This window comes from Streptomyces sp. Ru62 (assembly GCF_002920615.1).
Taxonomy (GTDB): Bacteria; Actinomycetota; Actinomycetes; order Streptomycetales; family Streptomycetaceae; genus Streptomyces.
On the sequence record NZ_PQSU01000005.1, the window covers coordinates 174,691 to 192,256 of the forward strand.

The 17,566-nt window shown below is 72.9% G+C and carries 16 protein-coding genes; 6 read left to right on the forward strand and 10 right to left on the reverse strand.

Annotated elements, in window-relative coordinates:
• The first annotated feature begins 270 nt into the window (after positions 1–270).
• Entirely contained in the window at positions 271–1,425 is a 1,155-nt protein-coding gene (locus tag C3492_RS46840) for a CAP domain-containing protein (protein ID WP_374938334.1), read from the forward strand.
• 55 nt (positions 1,426–1,480) lie between these two features.
• On the opposite strand, the gene C3492_RS08825 is transcribed toward C3492_RS46840, so the two are convergent.
• Positions 1,481–2,065, reverse strand: coding sequence for a flavodoxin family protein (locus tag C3492_RS08825; protein ID WP_103811182.1), 585 nt, complete (start codon positions 2,063–2,065; stop codon positions 1,481–1,483).
• Positions 2,066–2,206: 141 nt separating this feature from the next.
• Between C3492_RS08825 and C3492_RS08830 the strand changes: the two genes are divergently transcribed.
• Complete coding sequence (locus tag C3492_RS08830; protein ID WP_103811183.1) at positions 2,207–2,602, forward strand: helix-turn-helix domain-containing protein; 396 nt, start codon at positions 2,207–2,209, stop codon at positions 2,600–2,602.
• On the opposite strand, the gene mutM is transcribed toward C3492_RS08830, so the two are convergent.
• The 8 genes from mutM to recG all read right to left on the reverse strand — a co-directional run bounded on the left by mutM (position 2,575) and on the right by recG (position 9,934).
• Positions 2,575–3,435: a bifunctional DNA-formamidopyrimidine glycosylase/DNA-(apurinic or apyrimidinic site) lyase gene (gene mutM / locus C3492_RS08835; protein ID WP_103811184.1), complete on the reverse strand. Its 861-nt coding sequence runs from the start codon at positions 3,433–3,435 to the stop codon at positions 2,575–2,577. The two genes, C3492_RS08830 and mutM, sit on opposite strands and share 28 nt — an antisense overlap.
• Before the next feature lie 224 nt (positions 3,436–3,659).
• Positions 3,660–4,484 (reverse strand): ribonuclease III, encoded by an 825-nt coding sequence (gene rnc / locus C3492_RS08840; protein ID WP_103811185.1) that lies wholly within the window; start codon positions 4,482–4,484, stop codon positions 3,660–3,662.
• Positions 4,485–4,504: 20 nt separating this feature from the next.
• Complete coding sequence (gene rpmF / locus C3492_RS08845) at positions 4,505–4,678, reverse strand: 50S ribosomal protein L32 (RefSeq protein ID WP_003951102.1); 174 nt, start codon at positions 4,676–4,678, stop codon at positions 4,505–4,507.
• 2 nt (positions 4,679–4,680) lie between these two features.
• Positions 4,681–5,325 carry a DUF177 domain-containing protein gene (locus C3492_RS08850; RefSeq protein ID WP_103811186.1) on the reverse strand — a complete coding sequence of 215 codons (645 nt, stop codon included), beginning with the start codon at positions 5,323–5,325 and terminating at the stop codon, positions 4,681–4,683.
• Between the two features lie 129 nt (positions 5,326–5,454).
• A complete protein-coding gene (locus tag C3492_RS08855; protein ID WP_103811187.1) occupies positions 5,455–6,513 on the reverse strand; it encodes a cell division initiation protein in 1,059 nt (352 codons plus the stop codon).
• Positions 6,514–6,570: 57 nt separating this feature from the next.
• Complete coding sequence (gene coaD, locus C3492_RS08860; RefSeq protein ID WP_181140288.1) at positions 6,571–7,050, reverse strand: pantetheine-phosphate adenylyltransferase; 480 nt, start codon at positions 7,048–7,050, stop codon at positions 6,571–6,573.
• Between the two features lie 26 nt (positions 7,051–7,076).
• On the reverse strand, positions 7,077–7,664 hold the full coding sequence (gene rsmD, locus C3492_RS08865) for a 16S rRNA (guanine(966)-N(2))-methyltransferase RsmD (protein ID WP_103811189.1): 588 nt from the start codon (positions 7,662–7,664) through the stop codon (positions 7,077–7,079).
• 62 nt (positions 7,665–7,726) lie between these two features.
• Positions 7,727–9,934, reverse strand: a complete 2,208-nt coding sequence (gene recG, locus C3492_RS08870) for an ATP-dependent DNA helicase RecG (protein WP_103811190.1) — start codon at positions 9,932–9,934, stop codon at positions 7,727–7,729.
• Positions 9,935–10,132: 198 nt separating this feature from the next.
• On the opposite strand from recG, the gene C3492_RS08875 reads away from it, so the two are divergent.
• From C3492_RS08875 to C3492_RS45490, 3 genes are read left to right on the forward strand one after another with little or no spacing between them, the layout of a single operon-like run.
• Positions 10,133–11,980, forward strand: coding sequence for an HSP90 family protein (locus C3492_RS08875; RefSeq protein WP_103811191.1), 1,848 nt, complete (start codon positions 10,133–10,135; stop codon positions 11,978–11,980).
• On the forward strand, positions 11,977–14,676 hold the full coding sequence (locus C3492_RS08880) for a tetratricopeptide repeat protein (protein ID WP_258055569.1): 2,700 nt from the start codon (positions 11,977–11,979) through the stop codon (positions 14,674–14,676). Before C3492_RS08875 ends, C3492_RS08880 begins: the two co-directional genes overlap by 4 nt.
• A gap of 28 nt (positions 14,677–14,704) precedes the next feature.
• Positions 14,705–15,175, forward strand: coding sequence for a hypothetical protein (locus C3492_RS45490; RefSeq protein ID WP_258055571.1), 471 nt, complete (start codon positions 14,705–14,707; stop codon positions 15,173–15,175).
• A gap of 13 nt (positions 15,176–15,188) precedes the next feature.
• On the opposite strand, the gene C3492_RS08885 is transcribed toward C3492_RS45490, so the two are convergent.
• Positions 15,189–16,976, reverse strand: coding sequence for a DAK2 domain-containing protein (locus C3492_RS08885; protein WP_103811192.1), 1,788 nt, complete (start codon positions 16,974–16,976; stop codon positions 15,189–15,191).
• A 260-nt stretch (positions 16,977–17,236) separates the two neighbouring features.
• Between C3492_RS08885 and rpmB the strand changes: the two genes are divergently transcribed.
• Positions 17,237–17,422: a 50S ribosomal protein L28 gene (rpmB, locus tag C3492_RS08890; RefSeq protein ID WP_003993230.1), complete on the forward strand. Its 186-nt coding sequence runs from the start codon at positions 17,237–17,239 to the stop codon at positions 17,420–17,422.
• Positions 17,423–17,566 lie beyond the last annotated feature (144 nt).

A 17,566-nucleotide genomic window follows, 5' to 3' on the forward strand; every position in this document is an offset into this window, starting at 1 on the left:
ACGGAGGCCGGCCACGCGCAGCACCCGGGTTCCGGGAGCGACGATCCCCAGCACTCGTCCGCGGGGGAACGGCGGATGCCGATGGGCATCGCGCCCTACCTGAACCCGGAGGCCTACGCCGAGGCCACGGAGAAGGCCCAGGCGTACCTGTTCGCGACGGGCGACGAGCCGGCGCCGGGACAGGGGTCCGGATCCGGCGGCGGTGGCTCCGCGAGCGGCGGTCTCACCCCGTCCGGTGAGCACCAGCGGCAGCACAGGCTCGGACGGCCGGTGCGCGCGGGTCTGCTCGGCGCCTCCCTGGCCGTCGGCCTCGGCGCGATCGCGGTGGCCACGGGTTCCATACCGGGCCTGGAGCAGTACCAGCTCGGCGGCGGTACGCACACCACCGGCGGGGACCGGATACGGACCGCGGCCGCCCCCAGCAACACGGCCGGCGAGCAGGGCGGCACCTCGGGCGGCGCGGACATGTCCGCCGGCCCGTCCAGTGGCGGGAGCAGTACGCGCGGCGGCTCCGCCGGCCCGTCGGCCTCGGCGTCCGCCTCGCATTCCCCCTCCTCCACCCCCACCCCCTCCGCCTCCGCGCCCACCCCGAAGCCGACGTCCTCCTCGGACCCGACGTCCCCTTCGAAGAGGGCGACCCCCTCCAGGACGACGGCCCCCTCAAGGACGGTCAGCCCCTCCAGGGCGGCGGCGCCCTCGAAGACGCCGACCCCCTCACGGACCGCCAGCCCTTCCAAGACGGCGACCCCTTCCGCGACGGCAGCCCCCTCAAGGACGGCCAGCCCCTCCAAGACGCCGACCGGGAAGCCGACGCCGGTCAGGACGGCGCCGAGGACCACGCCCTCCGCGCCGTCAAAGCCAACCGCGCCGTCAAAGCCGACAGCGCCGTCCGCCCCGACCACACCGTCCGCGCCGCCCGCACCCTCGAGACCGGTCGCACCGGCCAAACCGGCCGCACCAGCGAAGCCGTCCACGCCGGACGCCACCCCGTCCCGTACGGTCACCAAGGCGCCGACGCCGACGTCCTCGCCGGTGACGGTGTCGCGGGAGGCCGCCGCCGAGGCGCAGGTGCTGAAGCTCGTCAACGACGAGCGGGCGAAGGTCGGCTGCAGCCCGCTGGCGGCGAACTCCTCACTGACGAAGCTGGCCGAGGCCTTCAGCGACGACATGGCCGCGCGTGGCTACTTCGACCACACCGACCCGGACGGCAGGACGCCGTGGGACCGGGCGGCGGCGGCCGGCATCACCGATCTCGGCGGCCAGAACATAGCCCGCGGTCAGGCCGGCGCGGCGGCCGTCATGGCTGCCTGGATGGACAGCCCAGGCCACCGCGCCAACATCCTGAACTGCGACTTCAAGACCCTCGGCGTCGGCGTTCACTTCGGCCCGGGCGGACCTTGGTGGACGCAGGACTTCGGCTACTGAGACAACCGCAGTCAGCCCGGCGAGCACGAGGGGGCTCCCCGAGCCGGAGCAGGCGCTAGGCGGCGACGCGTCCGCGGGTGAAGATCTTCGCCGTTTCCGTCACCCGGCGCCCCAGGTGCTCGGCGGTGGCCACGTCGGCCTTGTGGACGCCCTCGGGACCCTGGTCGTTGTTGCTCTGGGCGGCGGCACCGGCGAAGAAGCCGAGGCGGTTGAGGTCGTGCTCGGAGGCGGTGCTGCTGTTCCAGCCGGGGAGCAGGCCGAGGTTGACCCAGTGCATGCCGTGCTGGGCGGCGAGCGTCTGGAAGAACTGCAGCGTGTGCAGTTTGTCGCCGCTCTTGGAGGCGGAGTTGGTGAAGCCGGCGGCCAGCTTGTCCTTCCAGTCCTGGCCGAACCAGCGCTTGGAGGTGGCCTCGGCGAAGGTGTGGAAGGCGCCGGAGGCGGTGCCCATGTAGGTGGGCGAGCCGAAGACGATCACGTCGGAGCGGTCCAGCGTCTCCCACTGCTCGTCGGTGATCTCGTCCACCTTGATCAGGTGCACCTCGGCCCCCGCGTCGAGGGCACCGGCGCGGACGGCCTCGGCGAGGACGGCGGTGTGGCCGTAACCGGAGTGGTAGGCGATGGAGACGACGGGGGTGGTCATGGAGGACTCCTCGAAAGGCGCAGCGGTGAACGGCGGCTCGGAAGAAGAGAGAGCAGCTCGTGGGCAGTAACCACAGGAAAGCACTAACTGGAAGTTAGTGCAACCTGGTGGAGAGCGCTGTGCGGGCGTACCCTTGCCGGTATGACCGTGACCACCCAGGACCACGACGACCTCGCGTACAACGTCTTCGCCAAGGCGTGCCCGTCACGGGGCACGCTGGAGCACGTCACGGGCCGCTGGGGCGGGCTGACGCTCGGCGCGCTGTACGAGGGTCCGCTGCGCTTCAACGAACTGCGCCGGCGCGTGGACGGGGTGAGCGAGAAGATGCTGTCCCAGACGCTGCACGCGCTGGAACGGGACGGCCTGGTCCACCGCGAGGCCCAGCCGACGAACCCGCCGCGCGTGGACTACGAGCTGACGCCCCTGGGCCGGCGGGTCGCCGAGCGGCTACTGGCGCTCATCCACTGCGTGGAGGGCGCGATGGACGACGTCCTCGCGTCCCGCGCGCGTTACGACGAGACGCGCGGCGCCCTCTGACACCTGGGGCAGAAGTAGCTGGACCGGTTCATCCAGGGGCGCCGGCGCATGGGGGTGCCGCAGCGGCGGCAGGGCTCGCCCTCCCGGCCGTAGGCGTCCAGGGAGCGGTCGAAGTAGCCGGATTCGCCGTTGACGTTGACGTACAGGCTGTCGAAGCTGGTGCCGCCGACGGCGAGGGCCGCGTTCATCACGTCCCGGATGTGACCGAGGAGTTCCGCCGTGACCGGGCGGGTGAAGTTCGCCGTGGGGCGTTCGTAGTGGATGCGGGCGCGCCACAGGGCCTCGTCCGCGTAGATGTTGCCGACGCCGCTGATCAGCGACTGGTCCAGCAGGGCACGCTTGATCGTGGTCCGCTTGCGGCGCAGCGCCTGGTGGAAGGACTCGTCGTCGAAAAGCGGGTCCAGCGGGTCGCGGGCGATGTGCGCGATGACGTCGGGCAGGCCGTCGGGGGTGTTGTCGTGCAACGACAGCCCGCCGAAGGTGCGCTGGTCCACGAAGCGCAGTTCGGTGCCGAGGGAGTCGGCGAACCTCACGCGGATGCGCAGGTGCTTCTCGTCCGCCGTCTCATGCGGCTGGACCAGGAGCTGGCCGCTCATGCCGAGGTGGGCGAGGACGGACTGGTTCGTCTCCTCCAGCGGCAGCCACAGGTACTTGCCGCGCCGCCGGGGTGTGCCGATGTGGTGGCCCTTGAGCCGGTGCGCGAAGTCGTCGGGCCCGGCGACGTGCCGGCGCACGGCTCGCGGGTGCAGCACCTCGGTCTCGGCGACGGTCCGATGGGCGACCCAGCGCTCCAGGCCCCGGCGGACGACTTCGACCTCGGGCAACTCGGGCACGACACTCCTTCGGGCGACTGCGGAAGAGCTGAGGGCAGGGTATCCCGGGGCCCGGCCGGTCCACCGGGCAGACCGATGGGCACCTCCGCCCGCCGGCAGCGCCGCTGGACGGCCGGGCAGCCGTGGACGGCCGAGGGCCCGCGGTGACCGAGCGCTCAGGGATGGCCGAGCGCCCGTCCCGCGGGCGGCGGGGCGGGCGCTCGGATGGTGCTGTTCTGTTCCGGTCAGGCGGTGGCGGACGACGCGTCGCCGTCCTTGACGGCCCGGCTGCCCTTGACGGCCTCGTCGGCCGTCTCCCTGATGGGCTCCTTGGCCACCTTGGCCCGCTCGTCCGCGGCGGCCCGGATCGCCCGCCAGGCGGACTCGGCGGCCTGCTGTTCCGCCTCCTTCTTGCTGCGGCCGGTGCCGGTGCCGTACGAGACGCCCCCGACGCGGGCGGCAGCAGTGAAGGTCTTCTCGTGGTCGGGGCCGGTCTCCGTGACCAGGTACTCGGGCACACCGAGCCCTTCGATCGCGGTGAGCTCCTGGAGGGACGTCTTCCAGTCCAGGCCGGCACCGAGGTTGGAGGACTTCTCGATCAGCGGGTCGAACAGGCGGTGCACCAGTTCGGAGGCCGCGTCGAGGCCCTGGTCGAGATAGACCGCGCCGATCACCGCTTCAAGGGTGTCGGCGAGGATGGATGCCTTGTCCCGGCCGCCCGTGCCCTCTTCACCCCGGCCGAGCCGGATGAAGGCGCCCAGGTCGAGGCCGCGCCCGACCTCCGCCAACGCACGCGAGTTGACCACCGCGGCCCGCAGCTTGGCCAGCTGGCCTTCGGGCAGGTCGGGGTGGGTGCGGTACAGCGTGTCCGTGACGACGAGGCCCAGCACGGAGTCTCCGAGGAACTCCAGGCGCTCGTTCGTCGGCAGACCGCCGTTCTCGTACGCGTAGGAACGGTGGGTCAGCGCTCGCACCAGAAGGGCGGACTCGACCTGGTAGCCGAGCCGCCCTTCCAGAAGCGTGTGGGACGAGGCCTGGTTGTCCGCAGAGGTTTTCTTCGGCGTGGACACAGTGCCTCTCACCAGCCCGCTCAGACTTCGAGGACCTGGCGCTTGTTGTAGGTGCCGCAAGACGGGCACGCGATGTGCTGCTGCTTGGGCTCGTGGCAGCGCTCGCACGCAACCAGGGTGGGGACCGCAGCCTTCCACTGCGACCGGCGGTGGCGCGTGTTGCTGCGCGACATCTTCCGCTTCGGAACAGCCACGGCTACTTCTCCTGCTTCTCGTCGACGCCCGCTTCGGCGCCGCTCATCTCGTCCTTATCGCCGGCTTCGAGTGAATCGGCGAATCCCTGCAAAGCCGCCCAACGGATGTCGACGGCGTCGTGGTGGTGGTCCGGGTCGTCCGCCAGCCGCGCCCCGCACTCGGAGCACAGGCCCGGGCAGTCTTCCTGGCACACCGGCTGCATCGGCAGTGCGAGCACCACCGCATCGCGCAGCACGGGTTCGAGGTCGATCAGACCGTCCTCGACAAAGAGCCTGTCCTCGTCGTCCTCGGCGTCGTCGCCCGGTTCCGCGATCACGCGGCCCCGGTCGTCGGCGTCATGGTACGAGAACATCTCCTGGAAGTCCGCTTCGAGTTCCAGCTCGACCGGCTCCAGACACCTTACGCACTCCCCCTCGGCCGTTGCACGGGCGGTGCCTGTGACAAGCACCCCTTCCATGACCGACTCAAGGCGGAGTTCGAGCTCCATCGGGGCGCCTTCCGGCACTCCGACGACTCCCTGGATGCCGAGATCCTTGGGAGCGTCGACCTCGCGGGTCAGGCGCTGCAGCGCACCAGGACGCCGACCCAGCTCGTGCGTGTCGATCACGAGGGGGTTGCGGTGGTCGAGGCGGGCGTTGGAAGCCATTCCTGCTTTCGATCTTCGAACTCGAAGGGACGCCACCCGTCGGTGTTCCGGGCAGCGGTGATCGCGGACATACGCGCGACCGAACAGCCAGGATACTGGACCTTTCGCTCAGCGCCCAATCCGCCCGGGCTACAGGCCCCGGCCCTGCTCGTACGCCCGGAGCTGCTCCGCGCTGATCATGCTCGTGTCGAAGAGGCTCGTCTCGTCCAGGGCGTAACCCTGCTGGTCCTGGTGCTGCGGCTGCTGCTCGGACTGGTGCGGCTGCTGGGGGTCGTAGCCGGTCTGCTGGGCGTCGTAGCCCTGGTACGCGTAGGGATCGGCCTGCTGGTAGCCGTACGGGTCCTGCTGCGGGGCGTACTCCGGCTGCTGCGGGAAGCCCGCGTACGGGTCCTGCTGGTAGCCGTAGGCCGGCTGCGGTTCGTACGACGGCTGGGGCGGCTCGGGCTGCCGCTGTGCCGCCCGGTCGCTGTCCGCGAGGGCCGCGAGGTCGGCGAGGTAGTCGGCGTCGCTGGAGTGCTGGAAGGTCGTGGTGTCGTCGGCGAGGGCGCCGAGATCGTCCGTGGCGATCCGGCCGTGCAGCTTCTGCCGGCCCCGGCCGACGGCCTCCAGGGTCTTGGCGAGGACCGCCTCGAAGGCGCCGAGCTTGGCGTCCACGTAGGCGTCGGCGTTGTGGCGCAGGGTCTCCGGGTCCTGGCTGCGCTCGGGGGCGTCCTCGTCCTCGTAGCCGTTCTCGTCCAGGCCCGGACCGGTGCCGAGGAGCTTCTCCCGGCCCCGGCCGACCGAGCCGAGGGTCTTGGTGAGGACGACCTCGAAGTTGGCGAGCTTGGAGTCGACGTAGTCGTCGGCCTCGGCGCGGATCTCCTCGGCCTCCTTGCGGGCCTCGGCGAGGATCCGGTCGGCCTCGGCCTGGGAACGGCGGGCGATCTCGGTGTCGGAGATCAGCGAGCCGCGCTCGGCGTGCGCGTTCTCGATGATCCGCTCGGCCTCCAGCCGGGCCTGCTCGACCATCTGCTCACGGTCGCCGATCAGTTCCTGAGCCTGGGCCAGGGAACCGGGCAGCGCCTGGCGCACCTCTTCGAGCATCGCGAGCAGTTCGGCGCGGTTGATCACGCACGACGCCGACATGGGCATGCCCCGGGCGCCGGAGACCGCGGAGACGATCTCGTCGAGCTTCTTCTGCACGTCCACCTGTGCTCGCCACTCTCTACAGCCGGGTTGGAGACGGACGGGACGACTGTAGCCCCATCAGCCCTTGGCGAGACGCTTGTTCAGCGCCTCCAGGACCTCGGCCGGCACCAGGTGGGAGACGTCGCCGCCCCAGGCCGCGACCTCCTTGACGAGGGAGGAGGACAGGAAGCTGTAGGTGGGGTTGGTGGGCACGAACAGCGTCTCCACGCCGGTGAGGCCGTTGTTCATCTGCGCCATCTGGAGTTCGTAGTCGAAGTCGCTGACGGCGCGCAGGCCCTTGACGATGGCGGGGATGTCGCGCTGCTTGCAGAAGTCGACGAGGAGGCCGTGGAACGCCTCCACCCGGACGTTGGCGTACTCGGCGGTGACCTGGCGGATCAGCTCGATCCGCTCCTCGATCTCGAACAGGCCCTTCTTGGACTTGTTGATCATCACCGCGACGTAGACCTCGTCGTAGAGACGGGAGGCTCGGGCAATGATGTCGATGTGTCCGTTGGTGATCGGGTCGAAAGACCCGGGACAGACGGCGCGGCGCACTTGTGATCCCTCGCTCTCCGGTCCGGTCATCGTGCGTCTTCGCACGTAGAGGCGGCGCGACCGTACCAAAACGTTCCCTCGCCGTAGCGACGGGACCGAAGGGCCTCGAAGCCGTCCGGCCAGTGGAATGTGCCGCCTCTGGTGCTGCGCTCCACGGTGACGAGGGCTTCTTCGGCGAGCCAGCGTTCCGAGCGGAGTGTGAGCAGAATCTCCCGAAGATCGTCGTCCGTGACGGCGTACGGGGGGTCGAGGAAGACCAGGTCGTAGGGCTCGGTGGGGGGCGCGGTCCTGATGACTTGTTCCGCTTTGCCCGCTTTCACCTCTGCGCCGGGAAGGCCCAGGTTCTTCACGTTCTCGCGGACGATTCTCGCCGCGCGGGCGTCGGCTTCCACGAGGAGCGTGTGGCCCGCGCCGCGGGACAGGGCCTCCAGCCCCACGGCGCCCGAGCCGGCGTAGAGGTCCAGGACCCGCTCGCCGTCCAGGGGACCGCCGAGGAGGGACTGCCAGGTGGAGAAGAGGCCCTCGCGCGCGCGGTCCGAGGTCGGCCGGGTTCCGGTGCCGGGCGGTACGGAGAGGCGCCGTCCGCCTGCCCGGCCGGCGATCACGCGAGTCATCTTCGGTCCTTGTTCGGGGATGGTTACGGATTCAGTCTGGCAGGCGGCAGGGGTGCTGCACCTCAGCCCTTCTCCAAGTACTGCTCCCTCTCCTCGTCCACGAGGGCGTCCAGGGCCGTGCGCAGGGCCGGGAGGCCGGTCAGCTCCGGGTCGGCCGCGACCACCGCCGCCGCCTCCTGCCTCGCCTCCGCGATGACCTCCTCGTCCTCGATGACCGCCAGGACCCTCAGGCTGGAGCGGGCGCCGGACTGGGCCTGGCCGAGGACATCGCCCTCGCGGCGCTGTTCGAGGTCGATGCGGGAGAGTTCGAAGCCGTCGAGGGTGGAGGCGACGGCATTGAGGCGCTGGCGGGCCGCGCTGGCCTCGGGCATCTCCGTGACCAGCAGGCACAGGCCGGGGGCGGAGCCACGGCCGACCCGGCCGCGCAGCTGGTGGAGCTGGGAGACGCCGAAGCGGTCGGCGTCCATGATGACCATGGCCGTGGCGTTGGGGACGTTGACGCCGACCTCGATGACGGTGGTGGCGACCAGGACGTCCGTCTCCCCCGCGGCGAAGCGGCGCATCACCGCGTCCTTGTCGTCGGGGTGCATACGGCCGTGCAGCACCTCCACCTTCAGGCCCTTCAGGGGGCCGCGGCCGAGCTGGTCGGCCACGTCGAGCACGGCCAGCGGGGGGCGCTTCTCCGCCTCGTCCTCGGGCGCCTTCTTCTGGCCGGACTTCTTGGGATCGTCCTCCTCGTCCCCGATCCGGGGGCAGACCACGTACGCCTGGTGACCGCTCTCGACCTCCTCGCGGACCCGTTCCCAGGCGCGGGCCAGGAAGTGGGGCTTGTCGGCGGCCGGGACGACGTGACTGGCGATCGGGGAGCGGCCGGCCGGGAGCTGGTCGAGGACCGAGGTCTCCAGGTCGCCGAAGACCGTCATGGCGACCGTGCGCGGGATGGGGGTGGCCGTCATGACGAGGAGGTGCGGGGGCTGCTTCCCCTTGCCGCGCAGGGCGTCGCGCTGTTCCACCCCGAAGCGGTGCTGTTCGTCCACCACGACCAGGCCGAGGTCGTGGAACTGGACCTTGTCCTCGATGAGCGCGTGGGTGCCGATGACGATGCCGGCCTCGCCGGTGGCCAGGTCCAGCAGGGCCTGACGGCGGGCGGCCGTGCCCATGGAGCCGGTGAGCAGGACGACCTTGGTGGCGTGCTCGGCGCCGCCCAGCATGCCCCCCTCGGCCAGTTCGCCCATCATCTCGGTGACCGAGCGGTGGTGCTGCTGGGCCAGGACCTCGGTGGGCGCGAGCATGGCCGCCTGCCCGCCCGCGTCGACGACGGCGAGCATGGCGCGCAGGGCCACCATCGTCTTCCCGCTTCCGACCTCGCCCTGGAGGAGGCGGTGCATGGGGTGGGCGGTGGCGAGGTCGGCGAAGATCTCCTCGGAGACCTTCCGCTGGCCTTCGGTGAGGGTGAAGGGGAGGCGGTCGTCGAAGGCCGCGAGGATGCCGTCCGGCCTGGGGACGCGGGGGACGGCGGGGAGCTGGGTCTCGGCGTGCCGGCGGCGGGCCAGGGCGACCTGGAGGACGAAGGCCTCGTCCCACTTCAGGCGGGCGCGCGCGTCGGCGATGTCGGCCTTGGTGTGCGGGCGGTGGATCCTGAGCAGGGCCTCGGGGAGCGGCAGCAGGCCGCGGCCCGCGCGGAGGGTGTCGGGCAGGGGGTCGAGGGCCTCCTGGGCGCTCGGGAGCACCGTCTGCACGGCCTTGCCGATCTTCCAGGACTCCAGTTTCGCGGTCGCCGGGTAGATCGGGATCAGGGCGCCCGCCCAGGTCTCGACGGTCTCCTCGCTGTCGCCTCGCAGCAGTTCGTAGGCCGGGTGGGCCAGTTGGAGGCGGCGGTTGAAGACGGAGACCTTGCCGGCGAACATCGCGCGGGTGCCCGGCAGCAGCTCCTTGTGGGGCTTGTGCACGCCGTTGCCGAAGAAGACGAGCTGGAGCCGGCCGCTGCCGTCGGTGATGGTGACTTCGAGGCGCTGGCCCTTGCCGCGGGGGGCCTTGGCCGAGGCGAACGTGTGCAGGCGGGCGTCGGCGACCTGGGCGACCACCGTGACGTGCTCGTCCATGGGGAGGTCGGCGAGGTGCGTGAGCTGCCCGCGCTCCTCGTATCTGCGCGGGTAGTGGTGGAGCAGGTCACCGACGGTGTGCAGGCCGAGGTGCTCGGCCATCACCTTCGCGGTGGCGGGGCCGAGCACCTTCTTGAGCGGTTCTTGCAGTGCGGGCACGAGATCCATTGCACACCACGCCACTGACAACGCCGTACACCCTGCTGCGCGGATTCCCGGCCGGGTGCCGTAAACATCAGGGAAACTCCTGGTCAGCTGGGCTGCTCCGGCCCTAGGATGGCGCGCTCCGGCCATCCTTCGCGGTCACCGCCCCGCCGGGACCGCCCGACCCCGCGCCGTACGCACGCCCCCTCCGGCGCAGTGACGATGGACTCCCAGAGCTCTCAGGCATCACAGCCGCCCCAGCCACCCCAATCACCTCCTCCGCCTCACAGCTTCCAGGTCGACCTGCGTGGTCTGGTGGACCTGCTCTCCCACCACCTCTACTCCAGCCCCAAGGTCTATCTGCGCGAGCTGCTGCAGAACGCCGTGGACGCCGTCACCGCCCGCCGGGCCGCCGAACCGGACGCCCCGGCGCGGATCCGGCTGTACGCGTCGGACGGCGGGCTGCGGGTGGAGGACACCGGTGTCGGGCTCACCGAGCCGGACGTGCACGGTCTGCTGGCGACCATCGGCCGCAGCTACAAGCGGGCCGAGGGCCTGGAGGAGGCCCGCTCGGACTTCCTCGGCCAGTTCGGCATCGGGCTGCTGGCCTGTTTCGTCGTCGCCGAGCGGATCCGGGTGGTCAGCCGCAGCGCCCGCACGCCCGGGGCCCCGCCGGTGGAGTGGACCGCCCGGGACGACGGCTCATACACCGTGCGCACGCTGCCCGACGCCGAGCGGCCCGAGCCGGGCACGACCGTGTACCTGACCGCGCGGGCCGGTGCGGCGGAGTGGCTGGCGCCGGAACGGGTCCGCGCCCTGGCCCGGGACTTCGGTTCCCTGCTGCCGTACGACGTCCGGGTCGGCGACGAGCCCGTCACCGAGCTGCCCGCGCCCTGGGACCGCGCCCATCCCGGTCCGGCCGGCCGCCGGGTGGCGCTGGCCCGGCACTGCCGTGAGCTGTTCGGGTTCACCCCGCTGGACTCCATCGACCTGGACATGCCGGTGGCCGGGGTGCGCGGGGTGGCGTACGTGCTGCCTTCGGCGGTCAGCCCGGCCCAGCGGGCGAGGCACCGCGTGCACCTGAAGGGCATGCTGCTCACCGAGCGGGCCGAACAACTGCTGCCGGACTGGGCGTTCTTCGTGCGCTGCGTCCTGGACACCGACAGCCTGCGGCCGACCGCCTCGCGCGAGGCGCTGTACGAGGACGAGACGCTGGCCGCCGTGCGGGACGCGCTCGGGACGCGGATCCGATCCTGGCTGACCGGACTCGCGGCCGGTGATCCGGAGCGCCTCGCGGCCTTCCTCGCCGTGCACCACCTGGGCGTGAAGTCCCTCGCCCGGCACGACGCCGGCATGCTGCGCACGATGCTGCCGTGGCTGCCGTTCGAGACGACCGACGGGCAGCTCTCCTTGGAGGAGTTCGCGCGGCGGCACCCGGTGGTGCACTTCACGCGGACGGTCGAGGAGTACCGGCAGGTCGCGCCGATCGCCGCCGCGCAGGGCGTCGGGGTGGTCAACGGCGGTTACACGTACGACAGCGAGCTGGTCGAGGCGCTGCCGCGGGTGCGGCCGGGGACGGTGGTCGCCGAGCTGGACGCGGACACCGTGACCGCGCACCTGGACGCGGTCGACCCGGCGGAGGAGCTGGCGCTGTCCGGGTTCCTGGCCGCCGCGCGGGACCGGCTCGACCCGCTGGGCTGTGACGTCGTCCTGCGGGCCTTCCACCCGCTGTCCGTGCCCGCGCTGCACCTGGACGACCGGGCCGCCCGGCACGAGCAGGCCCGAGCGGCGGCCGAGGAGCAGGCCGACGACCTGTGGGCGGGCATCCTGGGCTCGCTGCGCGGCAGCGCCCCCCGCGCGCGTCTGGTGCTCAACCACCTCAACCCGCTGGTCCGGCGGATCGGTTCGCTCGGCGACCCGGAGCTGATCGGCACCGCGACCGAGTCGCTGTACGGGCAGGCCCTGCTGATGGCGCAGCGCCCGCTCAGGCCGGCCGACTCGGCGCTGCTCAACCGGGCGTTCATCGGGCTGCTCGAATGGGCGACCCACGGGGAGGGGGACGGACGATGAGTGAGATCACCGACTTCGACGCGCTGCGCCGGGCGCTGGCGGAGAACTCCGAGCAGCCGGAGGGCCCGGCCCGCAACGCGCGCGCGGAGCAGCTGCTCGCCGAGGCCGAGAAGCTGGACATCCCGCTCGCCGTGATCGAGGCGCTCGGGCACCAGCTGAAGGTCTACAACTACAGCTCCGAGAAGGACAAGATGTTCGTTCCCTTCGCGCGGCTGCTGCGCATGTGGGACGAACGGCCCGAGGACTTCGACGCGTACGAGACGCACTCGCTGTACTGGGTCTTCAAGTGGATGTCGGCGGGCATGCTGGACCAGCCGCACATCCCGCTCGCCTCGGTCGAGAAGTGGCTCGGCGAGATGGAGCACCGTTACCGGCTCGCCGGGCACTCCGAACGGGCCGTGCGCAGTGCCGAGTTCAGCGTGGCCGCGCACATCGGGGACGTCGCGCGCGCGGAGCGGGCGTACGCGGCGTGGCTGGCCGCCGACCGGGACGGGATGGCCGACTGCCACGCCTGCGAGCTGCGTGGGCAGGGCGACTGGCAGGCGCGGTGCGGGCGGGACGCCGAGGCGCTTGAGCTGTGGCGGCCGGTGCTGGAGGGCGAGTTCGCGTGCGCCCACGAGCCGCACAACGTGCTCGCCTCCTCGCTGGTACCGCTGCTGCGGCTGGGCCGCGTCGAGGAGGCCCGCGCGCACCATCTGCGGGGCTTCCGGCTGGTGCGCTCCATGGAGAGCATGCGGGGCGCGTACGCCGAGCATGTGGAGTTCTGCGCGCTGACGGGGAACGAGGCGCGCGGTCTGGAGCTGCTGGCGGAGCGGCCGGCGTACTTCACGGACACCGGGCATCCGCGCAGCCGGCTGGACTTCATGGCCGTGGTGACGCTGCTGATGGACCGGCTGACCGAGCTGGGGCACGGCGAGCAGCGGGTGCCGGGGCCGGCCGGCCGGACCTGGACCGCGCGGGAACTCGCCGCGCACGCGCGCGCGGAGGCGACGGAGCTCGCCGAGCGGTTCGACCGGCGCAACGGCACGTCCGCCGTCGGCGACCGCGTCCGCGCGCGGATGGCCCAGCGCCCGCTGGTGGACCGCCTCCCGCTGGGCGTGCGTACGGTACGTCCCGCGCCGGCGCCGGCGGTCGCCCCCTCGCCGCAGTCCACCTCCGCCGAACCGGACCTGCCCGCCCTGCTCGCCGAGGCGCGGCGCCTGTCGGACGCCCTGCGACCGCAGGCCCTGGATGCCTGGGCGGCGGTCGCACGGGCCGCGCGGGACGGCGCCGCCCTGACGCCACGCGACCGCGCGGAGATCGCCGACCACGAGGCGATGGCCCGGGGACCGGAGGGGCTGGGGCTGTTCGAGCGAGCGGCGGCCCTGTACGCGGAGGCGGGCGACCCCGGGGAGGCGCTGGCGGCACGCGCGCGTGGCGCGCACATCCGCGCCCTGACGGGCGAACTGGACACGGCCCTCACCACGGTCACGTCCCTGTACGACAAGGCGCTCGCCCTGTACGCCGACGAGGGCACCGGAGTACGCCAGACAGCGTCGGTGGCGATGAGCCGGGCCCGGGTCCTGATGCGCCGGGTGCACCAGACGGCGGGCGGGGGCGCCGGGGACGACGGGGGCCGGGAGTTCGAGGGGCTCACCGGGGCGGGTCCCGGGGAGGGCGGGGCGGCCGTCTCGGAGACCGGGGAGGCCGCGGCGGAGACCGGGGAGGCCGCGGCGGAGACCGGGGAGGCCGCGGCGGAGACCGGGGAGGCCGGGGCTGACACCGTGGAGGCTCGGGCGGACGCGGGGCAGGTTTCAGCGAGCGCTGAGCAAGCCGCCGCGGCGGCCGTCGGACAGGCCGTCGCTGAGGCCGAGGCCGCTGTGCGGGAGGTGTTGGCGCTCGTCGACGGGCGTGGTGGCGGCGACGTGCGGTTGGCGGCGCGGGGGGCCGAGGCGTGGGCGATGCTCGGCGAGTTGGCCGGGGTGACCGGGGACGCCGGGCGGGCGGCGGAGTCGTTCCGGCGGGCCGCCGACGCGTATGTGGCCGCCGGGCTTGCCTGGTTCGCGGTGGAGTACCAGGTGCAGGTCGCCGCCCTGGCCCACCAGGCCGGTGACCTGGCCGGGGCCGAGCGGGCGCTGCGGGCGGCCCTCGAACACGGCGCGCCGTACGTGGAGCCGGTCGGACGGGCGCAGTTGCACCTCCAGCTCGCCGAGGTGCTCGGTGGCCGGGACGCCCCCGGTGAGGCGGCCGAGCACGCGCTGGAGGCCGCGCACTGGGCCGACGAGGCCGGTGAGGGCGGCACCCTGGGCGCCTGGGCGCGGCAGCAGCTCGGCGGGTTCCTGCTGCGCCGGGGCCGGTACGCGGAGGCCGCCGAGGTGCTGGAGTCCGCGCTGGCCGACCTCAGCCCCGACACACACGGCGACGGGACGGTCGTACAGGCGCGCTGGTGGCTCGGGGACTGCCTGGGCGAGCTGGGCGAGCACCGGGCCGCCGCCGAACAGCGGCTCAAGGCCGCCGACCTCGCCCGGCACTGGCCCGAGCAGCAGGACCACGCCACGCTCGCCCAACCTCGCCGCGGAGTCGCTGGGCAACGCCGGGCTCGCGGCGGAGGCGGATCGCGCGTACGCCCGCGCGGGCGAACTGTGGCGCGCGCTCGGCAACACCCCGTTCCTGGTCCGCTCGCTGCGCGCCCGCGCCTGGCTCGCCCTCGACGGTGAGCCGGGGGCGGCGGAAGCGCGTGCGCTGATGGCGCGGGCGGTACGGGAGTGCGATACGGCGCTGGCGGCGGCGGAGGAGGCGGCGGACCGGGAGGAGCTGGCCACCGAACTGGGCGGCACCCACCGGCAGTTCGCGGAGCTGCTGGTCCGCTCGGCGCCCGAGGAAGCCGCGGACGCTGAGGAGGCCGGGGAGGCCGGGGACCCGGCGATCCGGGCCGCGTTCGAGGCGGCGCTGGAGGAGCTGTCCCGGGCCGTGGCGGTGTTCGCGACGCTCGGTGCGGCCGGACTGCACCACCGTACCGGCGCGGAACTGGCCGCGGGCAGGCTGGAGGCGGACCTCGGCCGTCCGGCGCGGGCGGCGGCACGCGCGCGCGGGGTGCTCGCGGCCTACGAGGGCGCGGGCGAGCGGGACGAGACGGCCCGGGCCCGGCGGGAAGAGGCGGCCCATTTGCTGGAGGCGGCACACAAGCGGGCCGGGGAGGACGCCGAACGGGGCTGAACCGTCCCCACCGTCACTCCACGCCGATGAGCAGCAGCGCCCCCTGCCGGCCGCCCCGGTACACCACCGTGTCCACGGCCAGGTAGGACTCCCGTACGCGTGCCTCCAGATGCGCCGCGACGGTCTCGGGCGCCTCGTCGCCGACGACGAGCGTGACCAGTTCGCCGCCGGCCTGGAGCATGCGGTCCAGGAGGGTGCGGGCGGTGGCGGTGACGTCCGCGCCGATCACCGCGACATCGCCGTCGATCAGGCCGAGCACGTCCCCGGCCTGGCAGATGCCGGCCGTCGTCCAGGACTGGCGCTCGGCGACGACGACCTCGGCGTACCGGGTGGCGCCCGCCGCCGAGGTCATCTGGACGACGTCCTCGTCGAACCGGCGCCCCGGCTCGTGCACCGCGAGCGCGGCGATGCCCTGGACCGCCGAGCGGGTCGGGATCAGGGCCACGCGGATGCCCTCGGTGCGGGCCTGTTCGGCCGCGGCGGCGGCCGTGTGGCGCAGGTCGGCGTCGTTGGGCAGCAGCACGACCTCCCGCGCGTGGGCCCGCCGTACCGCCTGCACCAGCTCCCCGCTGGCGGGCGGCTCACCGGGACGCGCGAGGACGGTGGTCGCGCCCGACTCGGCGTACAGCCCGGCCAGCCCCTCGCCGGGTACGACGGCGACGACCGCCCGCTGGGCCCGCTCGCGCGGCGGGCGCTCGCGGCCGGTGTGCACATCGCCGAGCCCGAAGTGGGTGATCCGGATCCGGTACGGCCGCCCGGCCTCCACGCCGGCCTCCACGGCGGCACCGGCGTCGTCGACGTGCACGTGGACGTTCCACAGCCCGTCGCCGCCGACCACGACCAGGGAGTCCCCGAGGGCGTCGAGCCGCGCGCGCAGCCGGGCCACGGCCGCGTCGTCGGCCTCCAGGAGATAGATCACCTCGAAGGCCGGTCCGCCGGGTCCGGCCTCGTCGGCGCACCGCTCGGTGGCCGCCAGGCGCGCGTGCGCGGGTGTGTCGCCGTCAGGAGCGGACGCGGGTACGGACACGGCTCCCTGAGGCTGCGGGATCTCCCGCAGCAGGGACTCGCGCACCGGAAGTTCACGTACCGCAAGCTCGCGTGCCGGACGCTCGCGTACCGCACGCTCACGTACCGGAGGTTCCCGTACCGCCTCCCCCGTGAACGCCTCCACCAGCGCCCCCAGCACCGCCACCAGCCCCCGGCCGCCCGCGTCGACCACGCCGGCCCGCTCCAGCACGGCCAGTTGGCCCGGGGTCGCCGCGAGGGCCGCCCGCGCTCCCTCGTAGGCGGCCCGGGCGACCGTCCGGCAGTCGCCCTCGGCTCCCTCGGCGGCGTCGGCGGCGGCCGAGGCGACCGTGAGCACGGTGCCCTCGACGGGGTGGGCGACGGCCTGCCGGGCGGAGTCGGCGGCCCGGCGCAGGGCCAGCCGCAGCTCCGGGCCGTCGATGTGAGAGGCGTCACCGTCGTCCGCGAGCACCTGCGCCATCCCGCGCAGGAGCTGCGCGAGGATCGTCCCCGAGTTGCCCCGGGCCCCGATCAGCGCCCCGTGGGCCATGGCCCGGACGGCGTCCGCCAGGGCGGGCTCCCCGGAGCCGGTCTCGTACCCGGCGAACACCGCCTCCACGGCCGTCGCCGCCGACTCCAGGGTCAGGTACAGATTGGTCCCGGTGTCACCGTCCGCCACCGGATAGACGTTGATCGCGTCGATCTCCTCACGGGCCCTCCCCAGGGCCCGCAGCGCCAGACCGCACCAGGTACGCACCGCGAGAGCATCGAGGAATGTCTGCGGCACCTGCGTCACCTGCGCCTCCCTGAGCTGGCTTGACGTGGCACGCAGCGTAGACCCCGGACCGGTGTCCCGCGGAAGAGGGCCGGGGACAGGGGTCTGAGCTGCCATGGTAGTTTCGTTGTACGGGCGCAGCCGTTGTATGCTGCTCCGGTTGCCCGATCCGATCGGGCCATTCCCCTGGCAGCGCCACTCAAGATTCAGGTCTTATAGGATCTCGATCCCCGGCATGCCGGGATCAACCGTAAGTGCATCTGAAGTCTTTGGAGTGACCCGTGGCTGCCAACTGCGACGTCTGCGGCAAGGGGCCGGGCTTCGGCAACAACATCTCGCACTCGCACCGCCGTACGTCCCGCCGCTGGAACCCGAACATCCAGCGTGTGCGTACCGTGGTCGGCGGGACGCCGAAGCGCGTGAACGCTTGCACCTCGTGCATCAAGGCCGGCAAGGTCTCGCGCTGACGCTACAGCTGAGCGCGCGGCCACTGTCTGGTTCGCTGCACTGAGCCGGTCCACCTCCGGGTGGGCCGGCTTCTTGCCGTATCCCGGTGTCCGCGCGCGGTACCCGTGCCGCCCGTGAGCCGTACTCATGAACGGCCGCCTGCC